The sequence below is a fragment of the Streptomyces sp. MNU76 genome, from assembly GCF_020982545.1.
In the GTDB taxonomy this organism is placed as follows: Bacteria; Actinomycetota; Actinomycetes; order Streptomycetales; family Streptomycetaceae; genus Streptomyces.
In genome coordinates, this window is the sequence record NZ_JAJKLK010000003.1 from 1,328,491 (window position 1) to 1,352,951 (window position 24,461).

Sequence of the window (24,461 nt, forward strand, 5' to 3'; positions counted from 1 at the left end):
GCCGTGGCTAAGGGCATACGGGAACGCGAGTTCCAGAACTCGATGATCCAGTGGTCCCTCCCGATGGGATGGGGCTACAAAGCGGGCAGGTCGCTGCCGCGTGAGACGACACAAACGGTGCTCGCCGACCAGCTGCGGGACGCCATCGTCCGGCTCAACCCTGAGGTGATCGACGGGTTCGACGTGGACGCCGTGGTCGAGGAGATCATCGCCACGGTCAACGCCGTCGAAGGCGGGCTGGTGCGCGCCAACGAGCAGGTGCTGGAACTACTCCGCGGGCACAAGGAGTTCCGGGGCGCCGACGGCGTGTGGCACGCCTTGAAGGTCATCGATTTCGAGCATCCGACCACCAACGCCCTTGTCGTGTCGGACGAGGTGACCATAACCATCCCCGGCAAGACTCCCCGCCGGTTCGATCTCGTGTACTGGGCCAATGGCCTGCCCCTCGTTGTCGTAGAGGTGAAGTCACCGACCGCGAAGTCCGGGTGGGCCGACGCCGCACGCGAGGTCAACGATGTGTACGCCACCGAGTATCCGTGGTTCTTCACCCCCAATGTCTTCGCTGTCGCCTCCGACGGGCTGAAGCTGCGGTTCGGTGCCGCTGGTGCGCCCTTGAACCTGTGGCAGCCGTTCCGATCCACTGACGACGACGAGAACCTGTCCGGGCAGGCCGACGTGCAGCGCTCCGTCGAGCTGCTGCTCAACCCGGCCACAGTTTTGGACATGCTCGCCAACTTCACCCTGTTCGACACCTCTGGAGGCGGGGCGGACAGGAAGTACCTGCCCCGCTACCCGCAGATGGAGGCCGCCCATCTGATCCACAGGCGGGTCCTGGCCGACGGCAAGAAAGGTCTGATCTGGCACCACCAAGGCAGCGGGAAGACGCTGCTGATGGTGTTCGCTGCTTCGCTGCTGCTGGCTGACACCCGCACCGAGTCGCCCACGATCATCTTGCTCTCGGACCGAACCCAGCTCGTGCGGCAAACCTCCGGGGTATTCACCTCGGCGATGGGAGACGCCTACTTCCACCAGCCCTCCACCAGCAAGGAGTTGCGTTCCCTGCTGGCTGACGATGTGCGCGGCGTCATCTCCACGACTGTCCACAAGTTCGCCGATGCCGGCAAGAACCTGTCGACCCGCCGCAACATCATCGTGCTGGTCGATGAGGCACATCGCACGCAATCATCCGAGGAAGACTCCCTGGCGGGGCAGATGCGCGCAGCGTTGCCGCACGCGAAGTTCTTCGGCATGACCGGCACACCCGTCAGGAACCTCGCCACCAACACCTTCGCCCTCTTCGGTGAGGAGACCGACCCGAACAGGGTGCTGCATCGATATTCGGTGTCCCGGTCTCTGCAGGACGAGGCAACCGTTCCAGTCATGTTGGACCCGCACCCGGTCACCTTCGAGATGAACGACCGGGCCCTACAGGCCGAGTTCGACCAGTTCGCCGACGAGTTCGACCTCGACGACCCCGACCGTGAAACCTTGTCCCGCAAGTTCGGGCGCCTCACCTCAGTGTTCGCCAACCCCGAACGCATCAACACGGTCTGCCAGGACATCGTGGACCACTACCTGGCCAGCACCTATCGCAACGGCCTCAAGGCGCAGGTCGTCGCCTACAACCGTGAGCTGGCCGTGGCATACACGGACAAGATCAACGAGCTGCTGGCCGGCTACGAGGCGTCGCAGGTACTCGCCGAGGTCGGCAAGCACGATCGGATCACCGCAGAGGTGAATATCCACGTCTCGGACGCCAAGACCGAGGAAGCGGCCATGCGGCCCTACCGGCTCTCCGAGGTCGACGAGGAAGACCAGAAGCGGCGATTCCTCACTCCCGATGACCCTCTGTGCTTCCTTGTCGTGACGGCCAAGCTGATGACAGGGTTCGACGCCCCCAACGAGGGCGTCCTCTACCTGGACAAGCCAATGAAGGCTCACAACCTGTTCCAGACAATCACCCGCCCGAACCGCACCTGGATCTCCCCGGCAGGATTCGTGAAGGCCACCGGCGTGGTCGTGGACTACATCAGCCTGGCCGAAGAGGTCCAGCGTGCCGTCGTCGACCCCACCTCGGAGGGGTCCGCCGGCAAGGGCGGCGGGTTCGTCACCGACCTGACCGACCTGGTCGCCGAGTTCCGCACCACCTTCGCCCGCATCGAAGACCTCCTCGCTGACGTGGACGGCCTTGACCTCACGGCCCACGGATACGAGTCCGTACGTGTCATCAACGGCTTCCTGGACGCTAACCCTGACGCCGCCGAGGTCTTCAGTAAGAACTACCGGCTTCTGGCCCGCCTGTACCCGCTCATCAACACGGACAAGCGGGTCGCCAAGTACCAGGACGGGTTCGGGCTCTTCGGGTCTGCGTACACGACCCTGTTCAAGAAGTCTTCCGACGAGGAAAGGAAGGAGCGACTGGGCGAGCTGGGGCCGATGGTCCTGGAGATAATCAATGCCCACGTCCACTCCTTCTCGGTGGCCGCTTCCCAGGAAGAAGCCCTCGTTCTGGATGCCCAGGGCATTACGATCCTCAAGGAGCTGCTGGCCCTCGTCCGTCCCAAGCCCGACAAGGACGACAGCGAGGACAAGAGGCCGCCGTCTGCGGCGGAGATCCTGGACCACATCAAGGCGGCCCTTGAGAAGGGCGTCGAACCGGGGTCGGCGAAGTACACCGCCTTGGCAGAGCGGATCAGGCAGCTGCGGGACCGGATCATCCAGAATGCCCAGGACGCCCTGGAGTTCCTTGCCGAAGCGCTCCGGGTTGCCCGTGCCATCGTGAACGCCGAGAAGCACCCCGACGAAGCCGTCGTGTTGGACGATGACCATGTGGGTGTCCTGTCGCGGATCATCCACGACCACGCGCCGCCCGGCCTCACCGTCACGGAGCAGAATCTGGCCGAGGAGATCGATCAGGTGGTCAAGCGCACCCTCGCGCAGTCGTGGGACAACGCCGAGGCTCGCAACCGCGGCGTCCGCCGTGCAACCGCCGCGGTCTTCCGCCGGTACATGTTGAAGCCGGTGGGAGAGCCGTACGGCTCCACCGTCGCCTACGTCGAAGCCCACTACCTCGTTGACTGACGAGTGCATGGAGGCCCGGCAACCTGCGGCGGTTGCCGGGCTGGTCGCGCTGCTCTGGCACTGATCTGTCTCCTGAGCGGCGCTGTTTTCGGCATCACTGGCGCGGCTACAACGGGGGCAGGGCTGTGGCGTCGCACACGGTGATGTGGAGGGCGTGAAGCGGCTGCGTCCGTGTGGGGCGGACGATCTCCAGACTCTGGGCGCCCTCGCGGAGCCGGAAGACGAGCTGGTCGAAGTGGTACCAGCCGAGGTTGATCCACAGGGCGCCGGCGCCGTACTGGTCGCGGCGGTGGTCGAGTGGCTGTCCCTGCACCCACATGGACGGCGGGGACATGCCGGTGTCCTCCGTATAGCGCACTGCGGCAGCGGCTGCGCGGCGCAGTGGGCTGTCCGGCTTCCAGCGGCGCCCCAGCGCGGCCACGGCTGCGGGGCTCGTGGGCTCGGCAGCCGCCAGCTCGATGCGGCGGATCTCGATCCCGCCGGCGTTCAGCAGTTCCACCAGATGGGTGCGCACGGGGAGGGGGATCCACCGGTCGAGTCCTTCGAACTGTTCGACCATCGCGTCGCGAGGCGCACGGCCGGCGGACGGGTCCGCTGTCAGCCCCTGTAGCCGTGCCTCTGCTGTGGCGCGGGTGTCGCCGCGCTTCCACAGTAGCTTCGGCTCGGAGCCTTCAGGGAGGCGGTCGTTCTGGTTGAACTGGAACTGGAAGCCGTGCTTGCTGCCTTTGAGCGCGCGCTTCATGCCCGCCATCGGATCCCGCCCGTACATGAGGGCGCCGACGACGTGTTCGGTGAATTCGGTGTCGGCCCGGTGGACCACCGACACGTCGAGGTCGCCTGGCTGCAGCGCGCCTCGGGCGTAGGAACCGAAGACATAGACCTCGTCTACGAGGTCGAGGGGGCGACTGCCTGCGTCCAGATTGTCGAGCATCTCGTGGAGCATCTCCGTTGCCCGTTCACGTTTCACTTGGACTCCCTTGCCGCCCGCGACCACTGCTTGGACCTTAGGGGCCACAAGCCAAGGCGAGAGCGCTATGCAGAGTGAATCCACGAGCGCCCCCGGGCTGGGTTGCCGAGGGCGGGGGCCTCATCGGCATTCAGCGAGAGTAAGCCCCCGTGAAACGGATAGTCGCGGTACGGTGCGAGTGTGGCCCTGCGGCATCCCCCGTCCGCAGGGCCACACTGCTGTTCGCGTGCGTGAGTGTGCTGGTCAGCGACTTCGGCTCGCCTGAGGTCTGGCGACGGTCGTCGCGATGGCCGGTTCGGTGGCGGTGGGACGCGGAGGCTGCCGCTGGACGCTGGGGCTGAACTGCCGCGTGCCGGTGCCGTGCGCGAGTTCCCCGGCCAGGCCGGCGATCATGGGCGCGGGCGCGTAGGGGGAGGCGTGGATCGTCCAGGTGGGCTGGTCGATGGTGGGGCCGGCCCAGATGGTCCAGGTGGCGAGGGGGCTGTTCGGTTGCTGGGCGGCGAAGGCGTCAAACTGGACACCGGCATCCTGGGAGGCGTTCGTCCAGCGGAGCCAGCGTCCGTCCACGGTGTGTTTCCATCCGGCGTCAGCGAGGGGTTTCGTGGCGGCGGTGACGGTCTTCTCGTCCACGGGGCTCCCCAGGGCGGCGGTGTCCCATCCGCCACCGTCGGCGAGGTGGTTCAGCAGAGCCTGGAGCATGGGAGCGGGAGCAGTGCCCGTGGCCGTCAGGTGCCACATGCGGTCGGACACCGGCGTCTCGTAGGCGGCCACGGTCCAGGCGGTCTCTCGGGGGTGGGCTTCGTGGACCCGCTCGATGCGCAGAGTCTGCGATTCGTGGATCGCGTGGGTGGTCTCGTCTGACCAGGTGCGCCACTTCTCCCATTCGCCGTGTGCATTGAGGAAGGTGTCGAGGATGGCGTCGTGGTCGCCGGCATCGGACAGATAGGCCGGGACGGTTTCCGGCTCCGGGCGGGCCGGTTCGGGCTTGGCTGTGGTGAGGGCGAGCGAGGTGCGGGCTTCGGCGGCGGCGCGTTCGGCGTCGGTCAGGAGTGCTGGGCCGGGGCGCATGTCGGCGCCGTGGACCTTCTCGAAGGCGAGCAGGGCTTGGGCGGGTGAGTCGAAGGTGTCGGCAACCTGCCGCAGGTGGTCCTCGCCGTGGAGGTAGACGGACTTGCCGTTGCGGCCGAGGTAGGTGCCGACCGCGACGGTGGTGTGGCCGTCGTTGGCGTGGGCGTGGATGAGGAGCTGGCCGTGGCGGATGTCGTCATGGATCTTTTGGGCCTCGTTGGAGACCTCGCGGATTTCGCTGCGGGTGCACCAGGGCATCGGGTAGTTCGCCCAGGTCCATTCCTCGTCCATGGCCTCCTGGAGCCGAGGGGTGATCTCGACGGTGATGCCTTCGGCGGTCAGGTGCTTGGCTGCGTCCTGGGCCCAGTACGGCTCCTCGTGGTCGATGCGGACCAGGACCAGGACGTTGTCGGCGACGACGGTCCAGTCGGCTGCCTCCAGGCCCAGGTGGGCGATGTGAGCCTGGGTGCCGGTCAGGACGGCGGTCACGGCGCTGGGATGGGTGGGGTGGGTGTCGAGGTGGACGTGGGCGTCGATGGGGAGTGTGGTGGGCACGTTGAGGTGGTCGTCTCCTCTTCCGGTGGCAGGGCCTTCGGGTCCGGCCACCGGCGTATGCGGGGTGCTATCGGGTTGCTCGCGCGGCGCGGGTGAAGTGGGCGGCCGTGGTGGTTGGCGGGCCGGCGCGGGTGGTGGGCGCGGGTCGCGGTCGTGGCGGCGGGACCGCTGCGGTGGCGTGCTGCCAGCGGGTGCGGACGGCGCCGATGTCGGCGAGGGATCGGCGGGCGCCGGCGACGAGCTGGAACGGGGTGTTCGCCGGGTCGCCGGCGTACGCCTCGATGCGCCGGCCGGTGTGATCGGCGGTGGCCAGGAGGGAGCGCTGCAGGGCGCGCTCGCCCCAGTGCTCCACGGACCCGGCCGGTTCGGCCAGCAGGCGGAGCACCTCGCCAGGTTCGCTTCCGTCGTCGAGCAGGCCGCGCTGTTGGGCCTCCCACAGGACGGTGACGGGGTCGACGGGCTCGCGGCGGCGGGCCAGAGCGGTCAGGCACTGCCACAGGCCGCCGTGCAAGGGCAGGGTGAGGTCGTCGGGGAGCAGCCACCGGACGGACTCGATATCGGATGGGTGGGCGGTGGCGGTCGCGAGCAGCAGCCGCTCCTCCTCGACTGCCTCGATGTAGTCGGGCGCGATGGCTGGCGGAGGTGCGGGGGTGCGCGGCAGGACGCCGGCGCGCGGTGGGAACCGGCTCGCGATGTCGTCCACGACCGCGGCGAGCGCGTCGGCCTCGGCGAGCACCGTCTGGACGGGGTGGGGGAGGGAGGCATCGTGGACGGTCTGGACGAAGCGTTCGGCTGCCGTCTGCAGGCGTCGGCGGGCGTGTTCGGCCTCGACCATCCGTGCGTAGGCCGGTGCGTGGCGGGGCCAGGGGCAGACCTGGATGAGGGTGTGCAGGTAGGAGGCGGTCAGTCCGCGCGCCTGCTCGCGCCCCGTGGCGAGCACCTGGTCGAGCCACTTGGTGTTCTTCGCGTGCTTGGCCGGGTCGGGCGGGGGCAGGGTGCTGATCGCTGCGTACAGGGCGGAGTGCGCGGCGGTGGAGAACGAGTTGCCGGCGATGCCGGTCACGTCGGCGAGACGGTGCGGATCGAGGAGGAGGGCGCCGAGGAGGGCCTGCTCGACGTAGTGCACGGGCCGCGGCGGATGCGTGTCGGGCAGGTCGTCGAGGTCGCCGATTTCGTCAGGTTCGGGGGTGCGGGGCATCAGGCGGTGAGGGTGAAGTCGTCGGGGTCGAGGGTGACGCCGAGGTGCGGGGCGAGGAGGTGGCCGGCGAGCAACGGCGGTACGGCGTTGCCGATCTGGGAGAACTGCTGGCCCTTGTTGCCGGCCCAGGGGTAGTCGGCGGGGAAGGTCTGCAGGAGGCCGGCCTCGCGGGCGGTGATCCGGATCGGCTCCGGCACTGCCGCCGTGTCCGTGTCGTCCGTCGGTGCGAGGGCCGGTGCGGCGACCCAGGTGCACTCGTTCGCCCGGTGACCGAAGAACAGCGTGCCTGCCGGCTCGGACAGCGGACGGATGGTGGCGTTGGCCTGGTTGTTGCTGCGCAGGGACCAGGACCAGCGGTGCGCCTCGGCGGTGAACGTCGGCGCCGGGGCGGTGGCGGTCCGGTTCTCGCGGGTGCCGTGCCGGGCGGCCCATCCGGCTCCTTCGCGGCGGGACTGCAGGACCACAGCCTCCGGTCGCGGCATCCAGGTGCCGCGCTCCCGGGCGTCGGAGAGCGTCTTGCGGGAGCCTGAAGGGAACGGTTCGGGCCCGCCGCCGGGTCCGCCGCCGGCGCAGACGGTGGGGACGGGGCGGTCGGTGGCGCCCCAGCCGAGGGCCTCGGCCATCGACACCCATCGGTCACGGCCTGGCCCGAACAGGCTCTCCGGCTCGGCGGTCTGGGCATGCGTGGGTGGTGGGGGCTGGGCGGTGCGGACGCGGGAGGCGAGCAGGATGGCCCGCCGCCTGGTTTGCGGTACGCCGAAGTTGGCGGCGTTGAGGATCCCGTACCAGACCGAGAACCCCCATCCGCGCAGCACGGAGGCGTACTGCTTCCACAGCGGCAGGACGTCCGGCACTTCTTCCATGGCGACCCAGTCGGGCTCGCCGACGGTGTTGAGGGCGTGGAGGTAGCGCATGGGCTCGGCGGCCAGCAGCGAGCGTTCGTCCCGGCAGGCGGTCAGCAGCTTCTCGCGGGTGTCGCGTCCGGCGGCGAGGTCCGCCACTGCCTGGTGCACGAGCGGCTGGTCAACCAGGCCGAGGCGCTTGCCGGCCATGGACCACGCCTGGCAGGGCGGGCTCGCGATGAGCCCGGCGGTCTTGCCGAGGAAGGGCCAGACGGGATACAGCGCCACGTCGGTGCGAATGGTCAGCTGCCCTGCCGCTGCTCGGGTCTTGCAGGCCCATTCGTCCCATTCGAGGCCCACGTCCCGTGCGCCGAGGACGTTTAGCGAGTGGCTCCATCCGCCCGGTCCTGCAAACAGGTCCAGGATGGTCAAGAGGCCAGTCCGAAGTTGTTCTGTGCCGGCTCGACTTCACCGCGGCAGGCCCACGGGGAGCAGCCGTCGGCGACTCCTTGCTCCAGCTCCTGAAGGTCAGGTCCGCTGTCGGTGAGTTCTTGCTGCATCGCTGCCCATTCGGCGGCGGTGACGTGATCGATGGGGGCCTCGCTGAGAGGCACGCGGGAGCGGTGGAGAAACGCCTCGCCAAGCAGCCGGTTGCCGGTGGCGTTCGCGCGGGCGTTTCCCTTGCGGATGGCCGCGTCGAACTCCACCACGTCCTCCCATTCCTCCGGAGAGTTGTCGCGGATGTTGCGCCACTGGGCGTTTCCGTGGAAAGGGCAACCCAAGCAGCTCGATTTCGGGGTGTCGGCCAGGCCGAGCGACGCCAGGTAGCGGACGCAGTCGGACCGTGACCAGCACATGTCTATGAGTGGGTGCCGGTTGCGCATGTACTTGACGTCGGCGTCCTTGGCCCGGTGGAATTCGTCGGTGGAGATGCCGACCCACTGCTCGACGAAGACGCCCTTGGGGATGCGTGTGGGATAGGGGTAGCCGAGTAGTTCGCGGACCTTTTTCTTGATCGGCTTGATTTTATATTCCCCGGTGCATTGCCGTCTGGTCATACCCGGATTTCCGTCCTTGTTCAGGACGTAGAGCGGCATTGACGCAAATCTGTGGTTGGGGTCCAGGGCATCGTTGCGTATGTTTCCGGACGATACGCGGAGAACGGGTATGCCTGCGGGTCTGGCTATTTCTCGCTCCAGTCGGTCGAGATGGGAATAAACGGCTCTCGGTTCCCAGCCCGTGTCGGCGAAAATTGCGTAGTCGACCTTCGGGAGTATGCCGTGTGCGGAGAGGGCGAGCATGGTGCTGGACTGGATACCGGCACCTAGTGAAATTGCCCGGAAGGCAGGGAGTTCGGAAATGATCGGTCCTGGGGGTGAGGAGGGTGGTGGGGCTCGGTTCGGCGGTGAGGCGGGCGATGCGGTCGCTGATGAGCGCGGGTGGCGGATGGGCAGCGCGTGCGTGGTGCGGGGAGGATCTCCAGGCGAGCGGCAGGGAGTTGGGCGGCCAGTTGCTTGGTGTGGGCGGCGGGGATGTGCCGGTCGTCCGCGCCGGCCATCAGCAGCAGCCGGTCGCCGAACTGGTTGAGCACGGTGGCGTCGCGCGGCTGGTAGCGGCGCAGGCACTGCCACAGGCCGGCGAGATCGCGGGTGTGGGTGTGGCGGATGCCGTGGCGGCACCGCGGTGGCCCGTCGGCCGGCCGGTCGGGGTGGGGCGCGAGGCTGTAGGGGTGTGTGGTGGGCAGCCGGCGCCGCAGGAAGTCCACCGTGCGGGGCGCCCGGGTGCAGGCCAGGGCGGCGAGGCTGCGTCCGGCGGCCAGGAGCCAGGAGCGCGGGTCGCGTCCGGGCAGCACGGTCGCACCACGTGCGGTGGCCGACAGCAGCACCATGCCCCGGATGCGGGCCTGGTGTTGGGGGTGCAGGGCGGCGAGTTCCTGCAGGACGAGGGCGCCCAGGGAATGGCCGGCGAGCACGAGCGGCCCGGCGGGGACGACGCGGGTCAGGATCTGATGCAGGTCGTCGGCGAGCTGCCGGATCGTCAGCGGTGCCTGGCCGCGCGGGGTGTGACCGTGCGCGCGCTGGTCGTAGCGCACGACGCTCAGGCCCAGACCGGTCAGGAGCCGGGCGTGGACGCGCCACAGGTCCGCGGTGACGGACGCGCCGTGCACCAGCACGACCGTCGCGCCGCCGGGACGCGGGCGCGCAGGGGTGTCGCGGTAGACGGACAGGCGAGTGCCGTCCGCGGCGGAGACCGACAACACCTCGGTGGCAGAAAGCGGGTTGCGCACAGGTAGGACTTCCAAAGGGGGGATCAGTAGGGGGCAGCCGTTCGCCGTCCGGGCCGGGTTGGTGGAACTGGCCGTTCGGCACCTCACTGCGCTTGCCGCCGTCCTGGGGGCGGCCGGATATCGGGGAGACGACCCCCAGCGGCCGGGCGGGAAAGTCAGCGGCGCGATCGTGTGGGGTTGGCAAGGCGCAGGTGCGCTGGCGTTCGGGCCACGGGTACAGCGCTGACCGATGACCGGGCGGCGGCGCGGGCAGCTTGAGTTCGGGGGCCGGCCGCCGCAGAGCGAATGGTCAAAAGGGCAGGCGGCGCTTGCGCATGGTGCAGTGCCCTGGGGGGAAGCGGGTGGTGGTCAGCGGCTGCGCCGCTGGACCTGTGTGATGGGCGGCGGTGCGGTGGCGGCACCGGGGCGGGATGGTGCCGGTGGGATGTCCTGCGGGGTCGCGATGCCGAGGCCGATGCGCACGCTGATGCCTTCGGCGTAGAGGTGGGCCTCGGCTCGGACAACGGCACTGAGCGCGTCGCGATCACCGAATCCGGGTGGCAGTGCGTGCTGTTGCTTCTCCCCCGCTGATATGAAGCCGTACTGGACGAGATGGCGTCGGCCTGGCCCGTGGCCGCGGTCGCGCTGACCGCGTGGTCGGTGAAGCGGATGGCCACGTCGGGCTCGCGTGACGGGGCTGCGCCGTCCTGGCGCGTGGTCCAGGCGAGGTCGACGAGGTCGTGGGTGTAGGCCAGGAGCCCGTACATCGCGATTCCGGCGCGCTCGTGCGCGTCCAGCGCGGTGCCCGGTGGCAGCAGGTAGAGCGTGCGGCCGAGGTGTTCGCGGGTGAGGAACCCGGCCTCGGTCAGCAGCCGGGCGGTGTCGCGGATGCGGCGGTTGAGGACGACGAAGGTGTGCCCGTCGTCGGTGGACCCGATGAACACATCGGGGATGTCCAGAAGAGACAATGCGGTCCAGGGGTTTTCGGTGGGCGGTATGCCGGGCGGCGGGCGGGGTGATGACCCGATACGGCTTCCTGTGCCCTTAGCTGCGTACTTCGCGGGCGCGCGGGGACGGATTGGCTGGGAACGCAGGGTGTTCAGCGGCGGGGTGCGCAGCGTGGTGTGGGCTTCGCGTCCGGGGGATTGCGCGGTGGCCCGGCCCTGGTAGCCGATCAGCTGAGGCAGAGTCTGGGTGACCGTGACGATGGCCTTGATCGCAGTCTGCCGAGTGAACTGCGCCTTCCAGAACGGCTCGTGCTGGGGGACTGATCACCACTGCCCTCTGGGGCGGCGGGAGGTGAAGCCCACGAACAGGGTGCCCTCGGGGCTGCTGACAGTCCGGTCACGCTCGTGCTCGTTCGGCCAGCCGAAGAGGCGGATCAGCGGGTGGATCGCGTTGGCGAGCCGGTCGGTCCCGGCGCCCGCCAGATGGAGAGGGGAGACCAGGACGCGATCCTGGGGCGCGAAGTGCGTCACCGGCGCGCTCCCTGCACCGCAGGAGTCCTGGGGACGGCTTTCCCGGGGGTAGTCGCACTGGCTGCGGGGCGCTGCTTGACCAGAGCCTGCCGCCCGTGCTCGGTGACGGTGATCCTCTGCCCGTGGACCAGGGAGGTGCTGGTGTCCCAGTCGACGAGCCCGCGCTTGTTCAGCGCCCGGAAGGTGGCGATCGAGACGCGGGTGCCGTCGTCGGCGGTGACACGGGTCACGCCCAGCCCCCGCTGCGAACTCTCATACAGCCGCCCTTCGCCGAGGGCGAGTGCCTTGAGGGCGTCGTACTGGGCGCTGGTCAGCGGAGGGCTGGCAGATCGCTGCGCGGTAGCCGCTCCCTCCCGTGTGGCGGCGAGGTCGCGGGTGATGCCGGTGGCGACGTAGTGGCACCCGGTCGCACTCAGGTCGAGCTGGTGGGCGGCGTCAGCGAGGTGGCCGGTCATCTTCGGGATGGCCTCGGCGTGGCGAGCGGTGCGCACCGACGCGTCGTCCGCCGGATAGCCGGGGAACGGCGCCCCTTCATAGGGGTTGGCGTGCAGCGCGCTGGCGAGGTCGTTGCCGGCCAGGGAGGAGGCGACCACGACCGAGGCCAGGCACTCCAGGCTCGCGCGGCTGCCGGCGACGCTGGTGTACGTGCTGGAGTCGAGCGCGCCTAGGCGGACGAGGACGGTGGCCGTCAGGTCCTGGGTCATGAGCAGAAGCGGGCTGATCTGGCGCAGCGCGTCGGTGCCGGGGGTGTAGGAGACGCCCCGAACGCGAGCGTGCAGGGCCTCGAAGTCGCGTGCCAGAGTGCGGAGTTGTTGTGCGTGTTCTGCCAGGTCGAGCAGGGGCATGGGGTGGTGTGGCTCCGGAGGGTCGGTCAGCGGCTTCGGGTGGCCGTCGTCGCGGCGGTGGGGGCGGGCGCGGGTGTCGTGCCGGGTGGCCTGGCGGTGATCGGGCGGCTGATGACGGCGGCCAGGGCGGTGGTGCCGGCGGCGGTGAGACGGACTCGGTCTTGAAGCGGTCCGCCCGCGTAGGCGGAGGACGCGGAGTTCGGGACGCGCTCGGCCAGAGCGTTCGCCTCCAGCGACCGCAGTGTGCCGATGAGTACGCGCTCGTCGCGGTAGTGGACGTACTGCCGTCCCAGGGAGCGGGTGGCCACGACGTGCCCGCAGGCGATCTCCCACAGGGCGGTGCGCTGCGTTGCGGTCAGCTGGTGGTCTGGAGCATCGGTGGTGCTCCAGCGGCGGCGTCGGATTTCGTGGGCGATGCTGTCGGCGCAGCTCATGGCGGCTTCGGGGGCCAGGGCGGTCAGGGTGCGCGCCATGGGAAGACGGTGGTCCGTCGAGGCGCTGCTCAGGAAGGCGAGCTGTTGGAGACGAACCACCGCGTCCGACAGCTCGTGACTTTCGTAGAGGCGTTCGTCGGTGACCGCTTTGATGGCGGTGCGGGTCGCGGAGGCGAGTCGCTGGGCGGAGGCGACGTGGGCGTCGGGCTCGGCCTGCGATCCGGCTCGCAGGAGGCGGTCGAGCGTGTCGTTGTGCTCCACGTACTGGTCTGCGAGCAGCATGAGCCGTTCAACCGGCGTCGGTGGCGGGGCCACTTCAAAGAGGAGGCCATCGGTGGGCGGTGTCGTCATGCGCGGCGCCGGAGAGCCGGGCGGGCAACGGGCTGGGGTGGGTGCGCTCGCAGCAGCGGGGTTGCGGTACCTCCAGCGCGGTGCGGGCTGCTGCCAGGGCCCGCCTGGCGTCGTCGAGGTGGATCCGTAGGCGGCTGTGGTGGTCCAGCGAGTCGAGCTTTTGCTGGAGCGTGTCCTGCGCCGTGGTGGTGAGGGTGATGAGCGGGGCGAGGGCCTGGGTGTAGTGGGCGATGGCCCGCCCGACGTGGCCGGCGCTCGCGCCGAGGATCTCGGCGGGCGGGAGATCGGTGATGTTCGGGGCCAGCTGGTATTCGACGTCGGCGGCCATGCCGGCGGCGAGGTGGCACAGCAGGCCGATGTGCCGCGCGGCGTTGAACAGGCCGGTGCCGTCCACGGTGATGTGGTGGTCGCGGATGTCCGCGGTCACGGCGTCTACGGCCTGGCGCGGGGACATCTCGTCGAGGTCGGCGGGTTCGTAAGTGTGCAGGGCATCTCCAGACATGTGTGTCAGGGGGCTTGCCACAGGAAGCGGGCGATGTGGTCGGTGCCGTGGCCAGCCCGAGGCCGGGAGGGAGTGTGCCATCCGGCCCGGGGCGGGCGGCCGGCGATCAGGCCCCATCCCGCGCCGCGCAGGGACGCGCCGCTCACGCCCGCCTGGGCAAAGGTGATCAGGCGCTGGTAACCGAGGGCTTTCGCCGCGCGCCACGATGCTCCGTACCGCACCGAGTTGGCGTTGCGACCGCTGTCGCTGGCGGTCCGGGTGACTTCGAGGGTGGCGCCGTCATCAAGGTGGCGGGCAACCGGCCGGCCGACGATAGCCACGGCGCGCAGCGTGCCGGTCTCCTCGCGGCTCCGACGGCGAAGATCTGACCTGCGGGCGGCGGGTGATGGCGGTGACCAGGCGCGCACGAAGTCCATCACCTCACGTGAGCGCACCGGCACCAGATGCAGCCGGGCGGCGCTCACACGGCCTTCCCGAAGTCGGACTGCGTCGGCGCGTGCTTCGCCACGGCGCGAGCGGTGATCGCCTTGGACGCGCGGGACGACGCCGCGGACAGCTCCTCCGCTCCGGGCTCCAGGTACCACGGACGCAGGTCCAGCATGGCGGCCCGCATACCGGTGGCGAAGCAGAGCGCGGTGCCCTTGGGGAGGGCACGGATGGCGTCGGCGGGCAGGATTCGTTCCTGCCGCATGCTGACCGAGGTCGACTTGCCGGACTCCGAGTGCGAGGTGGAGGTCGTCTCGACGTCGTGATCGCCGATCAAACGGCTGAGCTTGTCCGCGAAGTCCGGGTCGTCGATCCCGGAGCCGATGACCTTGACGGTCGAGGCGGACCACATGGCGTCCATTCCGGCGTCCGACCACACTTTCTGGCCCTGGCGGTAGGACTGCAGGATCGTGATCGGGATGATGCCGCGCGACCCGAGGTGCGAGTACAGGTCCGGCAAGTCGCTGATCTTGCAGACGTTGGCGGCCTCGTCGAGGATCGCGAGCATGGGCGGGTCGAGGCGCCCGCCGGCGCGTTCGGCCTGCGCGGTCGCGGCACGCATCACCGAGTCCGCGCACGCGGCGATCAGCGCCGAGGCGCCGCCGCCACCGTCCTTGCTGAGCAGGAAGAGCGTGTCGGTGGAGGTCACGAACGCAGACGGCTTGAACTCAGCGGTGTCCTTCTGCGGGGTGACCCACGCGGCGATCTCGCTGTTCAGCAGCGCGGCGGCGTACTGGCGGGCGGTCTCGTAGATGCCGTCCCTCGTTTCCGGCGGTCCCTCCACCGTGCCCTTGAGCTGGGCGGCGACGGCGGCGAAGCCGTGGTCCCGGAGGATGTCGAGCGGGGTGCGGTCGGCCGGGAAGGCCAGCCACTGCATGACGTCGGTGATCGGCCGCTCGTCGAGGGCCGCGGCCAGGAACAACTGCGCGAGGATGTTGGACCCGGCCTTGGACCAGAAGTCACCCTGCTGGCTCGCGTCCACCGAGGCGGCGAGGAAGTGGCCGGCCAACCGCCCGGCTCCGTCCAGAGTTTTGGCGTCCGCCAAAGGGTTCCACCACATCTCGCGTGCGGCGTGCGCGATCTGCTGCGGGTCCATCGACCACACCTGTCCGACGCGGGCGCGGGCGTCGTAGGTGGCGGTGAAGGCGTCGCCGGCGGCTTTGTTCGAGGTCAGCAGGACGGGGCCGGGCGCGGCGAGAATGGAGGGGATCGCGAGGCTGGTGGTCTTGCCCGAGCGGGGCGCCATGATGGCGACCGCCACGTCCTCGTAGCCCATGCGCACCTCGTGCTTGGTGCCCTGCAGGTTACCGAGCAGGATGCCGGTGTCGCGGGCCTCGATGTGCTTGGCGTCTTTCAGGCTCGGGCGCAGGGAGCGGGCCTTGTCGGTGATCGCCTTGGCCATCAGCGGCTCGATATCCCGCGCCTTGGCCATGCCGGAGACCTTTTTCTTCCGGCTGCCGCTGCGGTTCTTGTGCCGGGCCCACAGGACGCCCACCGCAATGGCGAGGGCCAGGAACAGGACAACAGGGACGACGCGGGTACCGATCAGCAGGGAAGTCTCTCCCGCTTTGGGCCACAGCTGATCGGGGTGGAGGAGGGCGCTGGTCGGCTGGTAGGGGGCCCAGTCGGCGCCGGTGAGGTAGGCGGTGGCGTTGCCGGACAGCCAGGCGAGGTGGGCGAGGGGGACGACGACGGCGAGTACGCCGATCAGGAGGCGCAGGACGAGGTCGTACCCGTCCGTGTTGCTGTTGGAGGAGGAAGGGGGCAAGGGCTACGTGCTTCCGTGCGGGGACGGGGCGGAGGGATCAGCGGCTGCGGTGGTTCTTGGCGGCGGCTGTCGCGAGGGGATCGGACTCGTCGGCGAGGTGGCGCGCCGGGCTGCGAGGGAGTGGACGCGTTCTTCCAGCTCCCCGGCCACGTACACGGCGAGCACGTCCGCGGTCCTACAGCTGACGACGTTCGGGTCGCGGGTCGGGAGACTGCGCCCGCTGTCGATGCGCGGTACGGGCTTCGGATCGGCGAGCGCAGCGGTGAACGCGGCGACCATGTACGCAGGAATGTGCGCGCCGAAGCGGGCCTGCCACACCGGCCGGTCCGGGCCGAGTGCGGCGGTGAAGAACCAGGCGCCCGGTTCCTCCGCGTTGCCCAGCCGATGGACGTACGCGGTGCCGTCGGGTGATACGAGGCCGTTGTCCGCGGAGGCGGGCGACCAGCCGATCTGTTGGAGCGGCTCGTACGGGTCGGATGGTGTGCTCGCGGTTGCGGCCGGATCGGTGAGGGCGTCGGTAACGGCGGCGATCAGTTCGACTGGGGTGAGGGCGCCGAAGCTCGCGTACCACGCTGGCCGGTCCGGCTCCGCAGCGTGGTGAAGGGTCCACCACTGGCCGTCGGGTTCGGGTTCCAGGCGCAGGAGGGCTTTCTGGTCGGGGCTGGAGAGCAGGACGCGCGCCATCAGGGGGTCGTTGCCGTGGCTCCAGCCGCAGGCGCGGTGGAGGGGGATGGTGATCCAGGCGGGGTCACCGCCACCGGCCAGGTGGCGCGGGGCGATGAAGTCGACCTCGACAGTCTCGGGAGCCAGGGGCATGGTCACTTCCGTGCCGGGGTTCGCCGGTCGGCCGCGGGAGCCGGCGATGGTGCAGGTGCCAGAGGTGAGGGGGCGCTGCGGGCAGCGGCGTTGATCTCGCGGAGTGTCTTGCCATGGGTGGCCCAGTCGTCGAGGTAGCTCCACGATTCGGCGTGGTACTCGGCGAGGGCGTCGTCGAAGGCCGTGGTGCCGGGCTTAGCGGTGGCGGGAAGGGCGTCTCGGGTTTCCAGCCACTGCTCGTGCAGCTGCTCGAGCCGGTCGAGGGCGGAGTGCAGGACACCCAACTGGTAGACCCAGCGGCTCTGCACGGTACCTTCCGGCAGGCGGCCCAGTTGCGTCTCCGCTGTGGCCAGCAGGTGACGGGCCCCGTAGCGGAGCGGTTCGAACGCCTCGGCGGTGTCGGCGTCGCGCTGGCTCGCGCGCAGGCCATAGGCGTGGTCGTCGTAGGGCCATCCGTCGAGGTCGGTGTGCTCGTCGGAGTAGGCGTCCCAGGCGTCGAGGATCTTCTTGCTGTCGCTCACGTAGCGGTCGAGGTGGCGGAGGGAGTCGCGGTGTGCGCGGTGATCGGCGGAAATGGGGAGGGGTCCTGTCGGTTCAGCGGCGGGCGGCTGGCTGGGCGGTGTGGGCCTTCGCCGGGGTCGGTGCGGGTCTCGTCAGCTGTCGGCGGGTGGAGCGTGCCCGGGCGCGGAGCGACTCGATACGCGCGGTGTGCGCGTCGACCACCTGCTGCGGGCGCAGCGGGCTGGGCTCCTGCACGGTGCTGTAGTGGCCGGTGCGGTCGTACATGCCGCGTTGGAGCGGGCTTCGGTCGACCAGCGCGGTGAGGAACGATCCGACGAGGTGGGCGGGGGTGCGCTCGTCGAGGTAGGCGTGCCAGATACGCGGGCCGGGGAACTGGTCGTAGCCGGGCTCGCGGGTCTCGACATGCCAGGACGGCCGGTCGCTGAATTCGCTCAGCGGGCGCAGTTCGATGTGGCACATGGAGTCCGGCGAGTATGCCGTGCCGCCTGAGTCGCGGTGCCACCCCGCCGAAGGCACCGCCTGCCACGGGTCCGGCTGCTGTGGCGGCGGGGCGACGAGGGCGTCGGTGAACCCGGCGAGGACCTCGGCGGGCACGAGTTCGCCGAACTCGGCGTACCAGCCCGGCTCGGTGTCGGCGGGCTCGGCCCGCAGCCGCCACCACGCGGAGGTGGTGGACTGCGGGTCGAACTGGAGGCGGTGGCGAAGGTCGGGGCTGCGCAGCACGATCTCGGCGCTCAACGGGTCGGAGACCGGGCTCCATCCGGCGGCGGCCAGGCCGTGGGTGACGTGGCGGGCATCCCCGGGGCCGGCGAGGTGGCGGGGGCTGGTGTCGAAGGGGATCTGCCTGGCGTGCTTGTCGGCGAACGCGGCGAGCTGTCGTTCGCTCAGGGGCACCGGGCGTCTCCCGGCTCACTCGCGGCGGTGCTGCCGTACAGGTCCCGGAGGTCGTCCAGGACGTAGTGGAGGGTGTGCTGGTCGGCCTGCTCCCACGCGGCCGTGCGCAGTTCCGCGATCAGAAGGTCGACCTGTGCGGTGCGCGGCGTGTCCGGGTGTTCCTGCAGGGTGCGGGCGAGGGCGCGCAGGGTGTCGGCGAGTTGGACGGGCAGGCCCGTGTATTCGTCGAGGAGGGGCTCTACGAAGGCGAGGGCTTCCACGGGGTCAGGGTTCTCGCGCAGGTAGTCGGTGAGTTCCGACAGGGTTTCGGTCGCGGTGTGGATGGTGTCCGGGGTGAGTGCGGGCATCGGGCTCCTCGGGACGGGTGCGGCGGGTCAGCGGCGGGTCCGGGCGCCGCCGGCCGGGGTATGGGTACGGGCGGTGGTGCGTGGCCGTGTGCTTCGAGCGCTGTTGCGGGCCCAGGTGGCGGCGCGGGCGGCCGTGATCCGGGCCTGTTGCCACGCACTGAGCTGGGAGGGCGTGACGGAGACCGACCAGGTGCGGATCTGTGCGCTGTGTGGGACGCGCCCGCGCGGGCGCATCACGGGATCGGGATTGGCGAGTTCGGCCGAGAGGGCTTGTACCAGGTGCATCGGGGTGTTGGGCGTGAAGTTGGCCGTCCAGCCGTTTCCCTGCTGGTCCTTCGCTCCGGTCCACCACATCGCTGTGCCGTCGGGGCTGTGGTGGTACTGCATCCACGCGGTGCCGTCGGGGCTGGTCGCCGTGTAGTGCTCGCCCTCCAAGCGCGTGTGCCAGTTCTGCTCCTGCAGGGGCGCCCAGACGTTGGGGGCGTGGGCGGAGCGGGGTCGGGTGAGGGCGTCGGTCATACCGGCGACGATCTCCACCGGCGTCTGCCGGCCCAGGTTCGCCGTCCATGCGCCGTTCAGGCCGTCCGCTTGGCCGTGGATGGTCCACCCGCCGGGCAGGATGTAGGGGTCGTAGGCGACACGGACGGTGCGGTCGGGGCTCTCCATGAGTAGCGGGCCGTTCGTCTTGGACTTGTCCCGCCAGCCCGAGGCGCGCAGGAACTCCGAGACGTGCCGGACGTCGCCGCCGCCGGCGAGGGCACGGGGCTGGACGAGGTAGTGCTGCTCGGTCTGCTCGCCTGGCCCCCAGCCCTGCCAGTGCTTCTTCTTCACCGGTGCCGCCGGACGACGAGCGGTGCGGGTGCCGGAGGCTTCGCCGCGGTGGTGGCGGGCTGGGTGCCGACGTGCTGCAGGGTGTCCTTGTGTTCGTCCAGGTCGAGGGTGATGTCGTGCAGTTCGTTCGAGGCGCGGCCCAGAGCGAGCCACACTTCCGCGGGGAGGGCGCCTCGTTCGGCCTGGTCCTTGGCGAACACGCTGCCGGTGGCGACGAGGTGGGTGATGCCGCCGAGGACTCCGGTGTCCGGGTCGAGGACGCGGGCGATGACCTGCGCGGCCTGGGGCGGGGGAAGTTGAGAGAGGTGGTCGGCGAGCTGGCCGAGCTGGCGGGTGATCTCGTCGGCCAGTCTCACCGGGTAGGGGCGGGTGGGTCATGCTCCTCCGGGTCGGTGGACGGTCAGTGGTGGTGCCGGTGGCCGACGCGCTGGGTCTCGGCGAGGACGGCCTCCGGGCGGGCGCCGGCCAGCAGGGTGATGCGGTCGGGGCCGGTCGGGATGCAGGCGCGCAGGTAGCGGCGGAACAGGGCGGTCGCGAGTCGGGGTTGGAGCCGGTTGCTGATCGGTGGGGTGTGCGGGCTGCTACAGGTTTCTCCGGGAATCGGGTTGCGGTGGGCGGCACCGAGGGGGCCAGGCCGCCCGGGCGGTCTTACGGGTGCGGCGGGCCGGTGCGGGTGCGAGGGAGAGTTGGCCGGTGCCGGATGCTGCGTGGCGGGGCGGGCTTCTCGGGCGCGGGCGTCGTGTACGGCGGGCCGGTAGGCGGTGTCGTCGAAGACGTCGGGTGTGCAGTTGACGTCGTAGCCGGCCAGGAGCAGGGCGGGGATGGCACGGGTCGCCAGGCGTTTCTGCTCGTCGGTACCGAGGTGTTCGGGCACGGTGTGCCAGATGTACAGCGGCGCGCCCGTGGGGTGTTCGTGGCGTTCGAGGCCGAGCTGTTCCAGCAGGTCGTGGAGCTGGGCGGGGCGCCGGTGGGGGTGTCGGCGTGGAGGGTGGTCGTCAGGGCCTTGCTGTAGATCTCGACGTCCGTGCCGTACTCGTCGGCCAGGTTGGCCGTGTGTTTCCCTTTGGGATCAACGGTGGCGGGAGGCCGAGGGGTGGGCAGAGCTCGGCGGCGGTGTGAGGGCCGGTTGCGGAGCGCGTGCGGCGTGGTTGCGGGCGTGGAGGATCACGCACGCGGCCTGGCTCATGGAGTTCGAGGTGTCCCTGAGCCGTGCGAGGGGTTCGGGTTCCTCGCCGGGGGCAGCCCCTTGGAGGGCACTGGCGGCGATCCAGGCCCGGACGACCACTTCCCTGGTAAGGGGCAGCAGCCCGTTGACCGGGGCGGCGATCTCGGTCAGCACCTCGGCCACCGCACTGCTGGTCTTGGCGGCAGAGGCTCGCTCGGCGAGCTGGGTGAGGAAGCGCAGGGCCGCGTTGTGTTCGCTGTCCGGTGTAGCCAGCGCGTTCAGGGCGTGGTCGAGGTGGACGCTGTGACCTGCGGAAAGCAGGGCGTGCGAGGCAGCGGTCGCCTTCAGGCGCTGGTGCTCGACGGGCAGGCCGTGGGGAAGCCGGTGGTAGTCCCGCTCGGTCCGGGAGCGGAGAGGAAGCCGCCGGTTCGCTGGAGAATGTAAGCCGCCTTCTCGGTGCCGCCGATGGCGACGACCAGGCCCGTGCGGGGGTCCTTGGTGATGTACTCCAGCACCCAGAACTCGGGCTCCGTCTGCTTCATCGAGCCCTGGTGGCCGGCGCACGACTGCCGGCAGGGGAGGGCGGCATGGAGGCTGGGGCGGAGGTGGGCGCGGTTCGGCCTGCGGGGTGCTGGAGGGCGGTGCCGATGCCGAGCGCGTCGAGTTTCGGGCCGATCTCGCGCAGGGCGCGCGCCTGCGCTCTGGTGTCGTCGTTGTTGAGGCGGTAGATGCCGCTCTGCGGGTCCTGGACGAAGCCGTGGGCGACGAGGATCGCGCCGGCACGGTCGTCGACGGGGGCGGTGGCGACGCTGCCGTCCGGCTGCCAGGTCAGGACGACCCGGTCCGGCTGGGAGGGCTGGATGCCGCCCAGGGCGTTGTGCCGGACCTGGGCGAGGGCGCTGTCGTAGCGGGCGAGCAGGTCGCCGGCTATCTGCTCGGCGCCCAGGAACGGGTCGTCCGCGAGAGCGATGCCGTTGGGCTCGGGGACGGCGCGAAATGCTTCGTCGGGCAGGGCGAGGGGGGCGACGGCGGCGATGAGGAATCCGTCGCGTTCGTCGTGCCGGTCCAGAAGGACGAGTTGGGCGCCGTCGGGGCGGCTCAGGACGGCTGCGTGCCGAAGCGGGTGCTCGGCGAGGGACGCGGCGACCAGGTCCAGGTCCCAGATGCGGTCGGCGAGTTCGGTGAGGTCGTCCTTGGCGTCGGCAGGGAGGTGAGTGCTGGTCCAGGTGTCGGGGAGTTCGCCGGCGAGGACGTCGGCGTACGAGGCGAGGCGCTCGGAGGTGTCGTAGTCGTGCATGGTGTCCTTGGGCGAGGTGGGGGTCAGCGGCGCAGTCCGGCGGCGACCGGGGCGGCGGGGCCGGGAGCGTGCGCGGCGGGGCGGGCAGGCGCACACGGCGGAGCGTTCGCGTTCGGTGGTGGGGAGATCCCGGTGCAGGTGCTGCGGCAGGGGTGTGGGGCGTGCCGGTCGGCGAGGGCGTTGCGGGTGTGGGCGAGGTCGGTGCGGATGATGTGGAGGTGCTCGTCGGCGAGGTAGCGCAGCCGCCGGGCGGTGTAGGGGTCGGCTGGCTGGCCGAGCCCGTCGTGGAAGTCGGCGGTGGCGGTGAGTGCTTCCTCCAGCGCGGCCAGGATGCCGTCGTGGGCGGCGGTGAGCTCGGTCAGCGCGTCGGCAGCCTCGTCCGTGGTGGTGGCGTCGCGCAGGCGCTCGGCGAGGTGGGCGACGGAGGAGCCCAGCGGCATGTAACTGGCCGGTCGGGCGTCGGTGTCGAAGTCCGGGGCGCAGTCGACGTGGTATTCGGTGGCCCGCAGGCGTGCGACGGCGTCGGTGGCGAGACGGGACTCGTCGTCCACGCTGAGGCCGGTGGGAGTGCGGTGGTAGGTCTCGTGGAGGCGGACGACGGCGACGAAACCCGCGCGCTGGAGGATGCTGTGTGCCTGGGAGTCACCGCCGCGGGCGAGGAGTTCGTTGGAATGCGGGTCGCGGTGGATGTCCAGGAAGCGGCCGGTACGGGGCAAGGAGACGTTTCTCCTACGGTGATCGGTGGGCGGTGTGCCGGACGGCGGGCGGTGCGGCGGCGACCCGGGGCTGGACCAGACGCGCGGCGGTGCTGTCCAGGTCCTGCTGGATGGCATGGAGGCGGCGGGCGATCAGCTCCAGGCGGTAGGCCGTGTCGGTGCCGCTGGCTCCGGGCTGGCGGGCGATCCGGTGCGCGGTGTGCTCGACCAGTCCGCGGACCGTTGCCAGCGGGCCGGCGTGCTCGTCGGCCAGCTGGGCCAGGACGCTCGCGAGCTGGGGCGATGCCGTGGGCGCGGTACGGATGGAGGGCCGAGTCGTGGGCCCGGCGCGGAGGGGGATCAGGTGGAGGTCCTGCTCGATGCGGCGCGCCTCGCCCGCAAGGCGCCGCAGGATGTCGGGGGGCGGGGCGTGCCATGCGCCGTCGAGGTGGATCAGGTTGGCGATCAGGTCGAGGCGTCCGGGCTGGGCCTGAACGGCGATCCACCGGCAGCCGTGCTCCTTGCCGGGAATCTCGATACCGGCAACGCGGGCGAGCCGGTGAGCGACCTCGGCCCACTCGGGCCCGGTCAGCTCCCGGTCGTCCGGATGGAGCCGGACGTCGAGGTGGAGGATCGCCCGCCGGTCGTCGTCCGGGCTGGCGGCGAACGGGTGCTCCAGGTAAGGGCCTTCGAGGTGCTCGGCCCACTGGACGGATGTCCAGGTCTTCTGTTCGTCGTCCAGGGTGTAGTAATCCAGGCCCGGCCAGTGGGCGACGATGGTGTGCTCGGTCAGGCCCTCGTTCGGGGAGACTGGCCGCCGCAGCGCCTCGGCGAGTGGGTCGTGCGGAGTGTGGGTCCGCGCGTTCAGGCGGGGGATCACCGGCCGCTCCGGATGTCGGCGACGTGCACGAGCTGGCCCAGGGCGGTGGTGGTGTACCAGCCGCAGTCGATCAGCTCGTCACGGTCTGCGAACCGCGCGAGGAGGGCGTCCTCCATGGCCCGCAGGTGGATCAGGCAGTCCGGGCAGCGGCGCGAGAGGTGCACGAGGTAGCGGGGGTGGCCGGTGACGTAGGACTGGGCGCCGCCGGTCGCATCACGCAGCCTCCAGCCGTCCTCGTCGGTCGGGGTGTGCCAGGACGGGGCGACGACACGCATCGCGTCGCCCCACAGTTCCCCGCCGGCCACCCCCTTCAGGACGACGACGGTGTCGCCGGCCTGGAAGTGGGCGTGGGTGATGTCCCGGGCGGGAGTGAGCGGGTCGGGCGTCGGCGCGAACGCCGAAGTGGGCGGGGGCTGGGACATGAGTTCCTTCCAACGCAATCGGTGGCGGCGGTGGGAGGAACAATGGTCCGGAGGAACGCCGGTTTGGCTAACCGGCGTTTCCCGGCTATGTTCCCCCGCCGTCAACGGAACGGGTTCTCCGTCCCGCGGTCGTTCTCACCTGCAGCGTCGAGGAGTTCGAGCAGGTCAGTGCCCTCGGCGTCGCGCTGGTCGATCCACCACCCGGCGGCGGTGACGGAGCGGGCCTTCTCCTCCAGCTCCGCCCAGTCCGCCTCGTCCCAGGTCCCTTCCACGACCAGCGCGGTGTGCGCGGCCGTCATCAGCTGGTGGCGGGAGCGCTCGCCCCACTCCAGGGCCTTGGCCCAGCCTTCCAGCGGCGGCATGGCGAACTGCTTCGCCCACGCGACGGCAGCCTCCTGCTCGGCGGCGCGCTTGGCCGCGAGCCACTCCTCCTTGGACTCGGTGTCGGCGTCGCGGGCGGCCTTCCAGCAGTCGGTGCAGTCACGCTCGGCGAGCCAGCGGGCGAATCCGGCCCGCCGGTCGGCAGGCCGGTCGGACAGGTTGTGTGCCACTTCGTGTCCACAGCTGTGGACAATTCTCCAGGTCGTACGGACAGCCATATTCGGGGTGATCTCCTTGCGGTGACGGGCAGTTCAGGGGTCAAGGGTGGGTCTGTGCGGTCGAGCAGACAGATGGTGGTGGCCTGCGTCGTCGCGGAGGTCGTGCATCAGATGCACGATTCGGGCGGCGGGCGGAGGTGGTCCGGAGTGCT

General features: G+C 70.4%; 28 protein-coding genes and 1 pseudogene. 2 read left to right on the forward strand and 27 right to left on the reverse strand.

The window, feature by feature from the left end; translation table 11 throughout:
• The first annotated feature begins 3 nt into the window (after positions 1-3).
• Positions 4-3,081 carry a type I restriction endonuclease subunit R gene (locus E4N62_RS12245; protein WP_230213894.1) on the forward strand — a complete coding sequence of 1,026 codons (3,078 nt, stop codon included), beginning with the start codon at positions 4-6 and terminating at the stop codon, positions 3,079-3,081.
• Between the two features lie 106 nt (positions 3,082-3,187).
• Here the strand turns inward: E4N62_RS12245 and E4N62_RS12250 are convergent, their stop codons facing one another.
• From E4N62_RS12250 to E4N62_RS12345, 20 genes and pseudogenes are all read right to left on the reverse strand, one after another.
• Entirely contained in the window at positions 3,188-4,048 is an 861-nt protein-coding gene (locus E4N62_RS12250) for a nucleotidyltransferase domain-containing protein (protein ID WP_230213895.1), read from the reverse strand.
• Positions 4,049-4,291: 243 nt separating this feature from the next.
• Positions 4,292-5,671 (reverse strand): DUF317 domain-containing protein, encoded by a 1,380-nt coding sequence (locus E4N62_RS12255; RefSeq protein WP_230213896.1) that lies wholly within the window; start codon positions 5,669-5,671, stop codon positions 4,292-4,294.
• Positions 5,672-5,738: 67 nt separating this feature from the next.
• Positions 5,739-6,869 carry a DnaB-like helicase N-terminal domain-containing protein gene (locus tag E4N62_RS12260; protein ID WP_230213897.1) on the reverse strand — a complete coding sequence of 377 codons (1,131 nt, stop codon included), beginning with the start codon at positions 6,867-6,869 and terminating at the stop codon, positions 5,739-5,741.
• On the reverse strand, positions 6,869-8,143 hold the full coding sequence (locus E4N62_RS12265) for a DNA cytosine methyltransferase (RefSeq protein WP_230213898.1): 1,275 nt from the start codon (positions 8,141-8,143) through the stop codon (positions 6,869-6,871). The genes E4N62_RS12260 and E4N62_RS12265 overlap by 1 nt, the downstream gene beginning before the upstream one ends.
• On the reverse strand, positions 8,140-9,012 hold the full coding sequence (locus E4N62_RS12270; RefSeq protein ID WP_230213899.1) for a hypothetical protein: 873 nt from the start codon (positions 9,010-9,012) through the stop codon (positions 8,140-8,142). The genes E4N62_RS12265 and E4N62_RS12270 overlap by 4 nt, the downstream gene beginning before the upstream one ends.
• Before the next feature lie 23 nt (positions 9,013-9,035).
• Positions 9,036-9,998, reverse strand: a complete 963-nt coding sequence (locus E4N62_RS12275) for an alpha/beta fold hydrolase (RefSeq protein WP_230213900.1) — start codon at positions 9,996-9,998, stop codon at positions 9,036-9,038.
• Between the two features lie 155 nt (positions 9,999-10,153).
• Positions 10,154-10,945, reverse strand: a complete 792-nt coding sequence (locus E4N62_RS12280; protein ID WP_230213901.1) for a hypothetical protein — start codon at positions 10,943-10,945, stop codon at positions 10,154-10,156.
• Positions 10,946-11,248: 303 nt separating this feature from the next.
• Complete coding sequence (locus E4N62_RS12285) at positions 11,249-11,455, reverse strand: hypothetical protein (RefSeq protein ID WP_230213902.1); 207 nt, start codon at positions 11,453-11,455, stop codon at positions 11,249-11,251.
• Positions 11,452-12,300 carry a hypothetical protein gene (locus E4N62_RS12290; protein ID WP_230213903.1) on the reverse strand — a complete coding sequence of 283 codons (849 nt, stop codon included), beginning with the start codon at positions 12,298-12,300 and terminating at the stop codon, positions 11,452-11,454. Before E4N62_RS12290 ends, E4N62_RS12285 begins: the two co-directional genes overlap by 4 nt.
• A gap of 26 nt (positions 12,301-12,326) precedes the next feature.
• Positions 12,327-13,016 (reverse strand): hypothetical protein, encoded by a 690-nt coding sequence (locus tag E4N62_RS12295; protein ID WP_230213904.1) that lies wholly within the window; start codon positions 13,014-13,016, stop codon positions 12,327-12,329.
• Between the two features lie 34 nt (positions 13,017-13,050).
• Positions 13,051-13,587 carry a hypothetical protein gene (locus tag E4N62_RS12300; protein ID WP_230213905.1) on the reverse strand — a complete coding sequence of 179 codons (537 nt, stop codon included), beginning with the start codon at positions 13,585-13,587 and terminating at the stop codon, positions 13,051-13,053.
• 5 nt (positions 13,588-13,592) lie between these two features.
• The gene (locus E4N62_RS12305; RefSeq protein WP_230213906.1) at positions 13,593-14,051 is read right to left on the reverse strand and encodes an XF1762 family protein; all 459 of its coding nucleotides are present in this window, start codon (positions 14,049-14,051) and stop codon (positions 13,593-13,595) included.
• Positions 14,048-15,841: a type IV secretory system conjugative DNA transfer family protein gene (locus tag E4N62_RS12310; RefSeq protein ID WP_230213907.1), complete on the reverse strand. Its 1,794-nt coding sequence runs from the start codon at positions 15,839-15,841 to the stop codon at positions 14,048-14,050. Before E4N62_RS12310 ends, E4N62_RS12305 begins: the two co-directional genes overlap by 4 nt.
• Positions 15,842-15,844: 3 nt before the next feature.
• Complete coding sequence (locus E4N62_RS12315) at positions 15,845-16,657, reverse strand: DUF317 domain-containing protein (RefSeq protein ID WP_230213908.1); 813 nt, start codon at positions 16,655-16,657, stop codon at positions 15,845-15,847.
• A gap of 2 nt (positions 16,658-16,659) precedes the next feature.
• Positions 16,660-17,178, reverse strand: a complete 519-nt coding sequence (locus E4N62_RS12320) for a hypothetical protein (RefSeq protein ID WP_230213909.1) — start codon at positions 17,176-17,178, stop codon at positions 16,660-16,662.
• A gap of 73 nt (positions 17,179-17,251) precedes the next feature.
• The gene (locus tag E4N62_RS12325) at positions 17,252-18,073 is read right to left on the reverse strand and encodes a DUF317 domain-containing protein (RefSeq protein WP_230213910.1); all 822 of its coding nucleotides are present in this window, start codon (positions 18,071-18,073) and stop codon (positions 17,252-17,254) included.
• Entirely contained in the window at positions 18,064-18,420 is a 357-nt protein-coding gene (locus E4N62_RS12330) for a hypothetical protein (RefSeq protein ID WP_230213911.1), read from the reverse strand. Before E4N62_RS12330 ends, E4N62_RS12325 begins: the two co-directional genes overlap by 10 nt.
• 27 nt (positions 18,421-18,447) lie before the next feature.
• Complete coding sequence (locus E4N62_RS12335) at positions 18,448-19,251, reverse strand: DUF317 domain-containing protein (protein WP_230213912.1); 804 nt, start codon at positions 19,249-19,251, stop codon at positions 18,448-18,450.
• A pseudogene (locus E4N62_RS12340) lies at positions 19,248-19,629 on the reverse strand (hypothetical protein). Before E4N62_RS12340 ends, E4N62_RS12335 begins: the two are co-directional and overlap by 4 nt.
• Positions 19,630-19,651: 22 nt before the next feature.
• Positions 19,652-20,125, reverse strand: coding sequence for a hypothetical protein (locus E4N62_RS12345; RefSeq protein ID WP_230213914.1), 474 nt, complete (start codon positions 20,123-20,125; stop codon positions 19,652-19,654).
• 3 nt (positions 20,126-20,128) lie between these two features.
• On the opposite strand from E4N62_RS12345, the gene E4N62_RS47930 reads away from it, so the two are divergent.
• Complete coding sequence (locus tag E4N62_RS47930; protein ID WP_268269163.1) at positions 20,129-20,263, forward strand: hypothetical protein; 135 nt, start codon at positions 20,129-20,131, stop codon at positions 20,261-20,263.
• Between the two features lie 57 nt (positions 20,264-20,320).
• Here E4N62_RS47930 and E4N62_RS12350 read toward each other — a convergent pair whose 3' ends face one another.
• From E4N62_RS12350 to E4N62_RS12380, 7 genes are all read right to left on the reverse strand, one after another.
• Complete coding sequence (locus E4N62_RS12350; protein ID WP_230213915.1) at positions 20,321-20,599, reverse strand: hypothetical protein; 279 nt, start codon at positions 20,597-20,599, stop codon at positions 20,321-20,323.
• Between the two features lie 161 nt (positions 20,600-20,760).
• On the reverse strand, positions 20,761-20,958 hold the full coding sequence (locus E4N62_RS12355) for a hypothetical protein (RefSeq protein WP_230213916.1): 198 nt from the start codon (positions 20,956-20,958) through the stop codon (positions 20,761-20,763).
• Positions 20,955-21,713 (reverse strand): hypothetical protein, encoded by a 759-nt coding sequence (locus E4N62_RS12360; protein ID WP_230213917.1) that lies wholly within the window; start codon positions 21,711-21,713, stop codon positions 20,955-20,957. The genes E4N62_RS12355 and E4N62_RS12360 overlap by 4 nt, the downstream gene beginning before the upstream one ends.
• 23 nt (positions 21,714-21,736) lie before the next feature.
• Complete coding sequence (locus E4N62_RS12365; RefSeq protein WP_230213918.1) at positions 21,737-22,429, reverse strand: hypothetical protein; 693 nt, start codon at positions 22,427-22,429, stop codon at positions 21,737-21,739.
• 13 nt (positions 22,430-22,442) lie between these two features.
• On the reverse strand, positions 22,443-23,288 hold the full coding sequence (locus E4N62_RS12370; RefSeq protein WP_230213919.1) for a relaxase/mobilization nuclease: 846 nt from the start codon (positions 23,286-23,288) through the stop codon (positions 22,443-22,445).
• Complete coding sequence (locus tag E4N62_RS12375; RefSeq protein ID WP_230213920.1) at positions 23,285-23,710, reverse strand: hypothetical protein; 426 nt, start codon at positions 23,708-23,710, stop codon at positions 23,285-23,287. The genes E4N62_RS12370 and E4N62_RS12375 overlap by 4 nt, the downstream gene beginning before the upstream one ends.
• Before the next feature lie 101 nt (positions 23,711-23,811).
• The gene (locus E4N62_RS12380) at positions 23,812-24,309 is read right to left on the reverse strand and encodes a hypothetical protein (RefSeq protein WP_230213921.1); all 498 of its coding nucleotides are present in this window, start codon (positions 24,307-24,309) and stop codon (positions 23,812-23,814) included.
• Positions 24,310-24,461: the final 152 nt, after the last annotated feature.

Coding starts and splice junctions, on each gene's coding strand:
- E4N62_RS12260 (WP_230213897.1), bottom strand. CDS start 6,869: ATGCCCCGCACCCCCGAACCTGACGAAATCGGCGACCTCGACGACCTG.
- E4N62_RS12270 (WP_230213899.1), bottom strand. CDS start 9,012: ATGCTCGCCCTCTCCGCACACGGCATACTCCCGAAGGTCGACTACGCA.
- E4N62_RS12290 (WP_230213903.1), bottom strand. CDS start 12,300: ATGCCCCTGCTCGACCTGGCAGAACACGCACAACAACTCCGCACTCTG.
- E4N62_RS12295 (WP_230213904.1), bottom strand. CDS start 13,016: ATGCTGCTCGCAGACCAGTACGTGGAGCACAACGACACGCTCGACCGC.
- E4N62_RS12300 (WP_230213905.1), bottom strand. CDS start 13,587: ATGTCTGGAGATGCCCTGCACACTTACGAACCCGCCGACCTCGACGAG.
- E4N62_RS12315 (WP_230213908.1), bottom strand. CDS start 16,657: ATGCCCCTGGCTCCCGAGACTGTCGAGGTCGACTTCATCGCCCCGCGC.
- E4N62_RS12330 (WP_230213911.1), bottom strand. CDS start 18,420: ATGCCCGCACTCACCCCGGACACCATCCACACCGCGACCGAAACCCTG.
- E4N62_RS12355 (WP_230213916.1), bottom strand. CDS start 20,958: ATGAAGCAGACGGAGCCCGAGTTCTGGGTGCTGGAGTACATCACCAAG.
- E4N62_RS12360 (WP_230213917.1), bottom strand. CDS start 21,713: ATGCACGACTACGACACCTCCGAGCGCCTCGCCTCGTACGCCGACGTC.
- E4N62_RS12375 (WP_230213920.1), bottom strand. CDS start 23,710: ATGTCCCAGCCCCCGCCCACTTCGGCGTTCGCGCCGACGCCCGACCCG.
- E4N62_RS12380 (WP_230213921.1), bottom strand. CDS start 24,309: ATGGCTGTCCGTACGACCTGGAGAATTGTCCACAGCTGTGGACACGAA.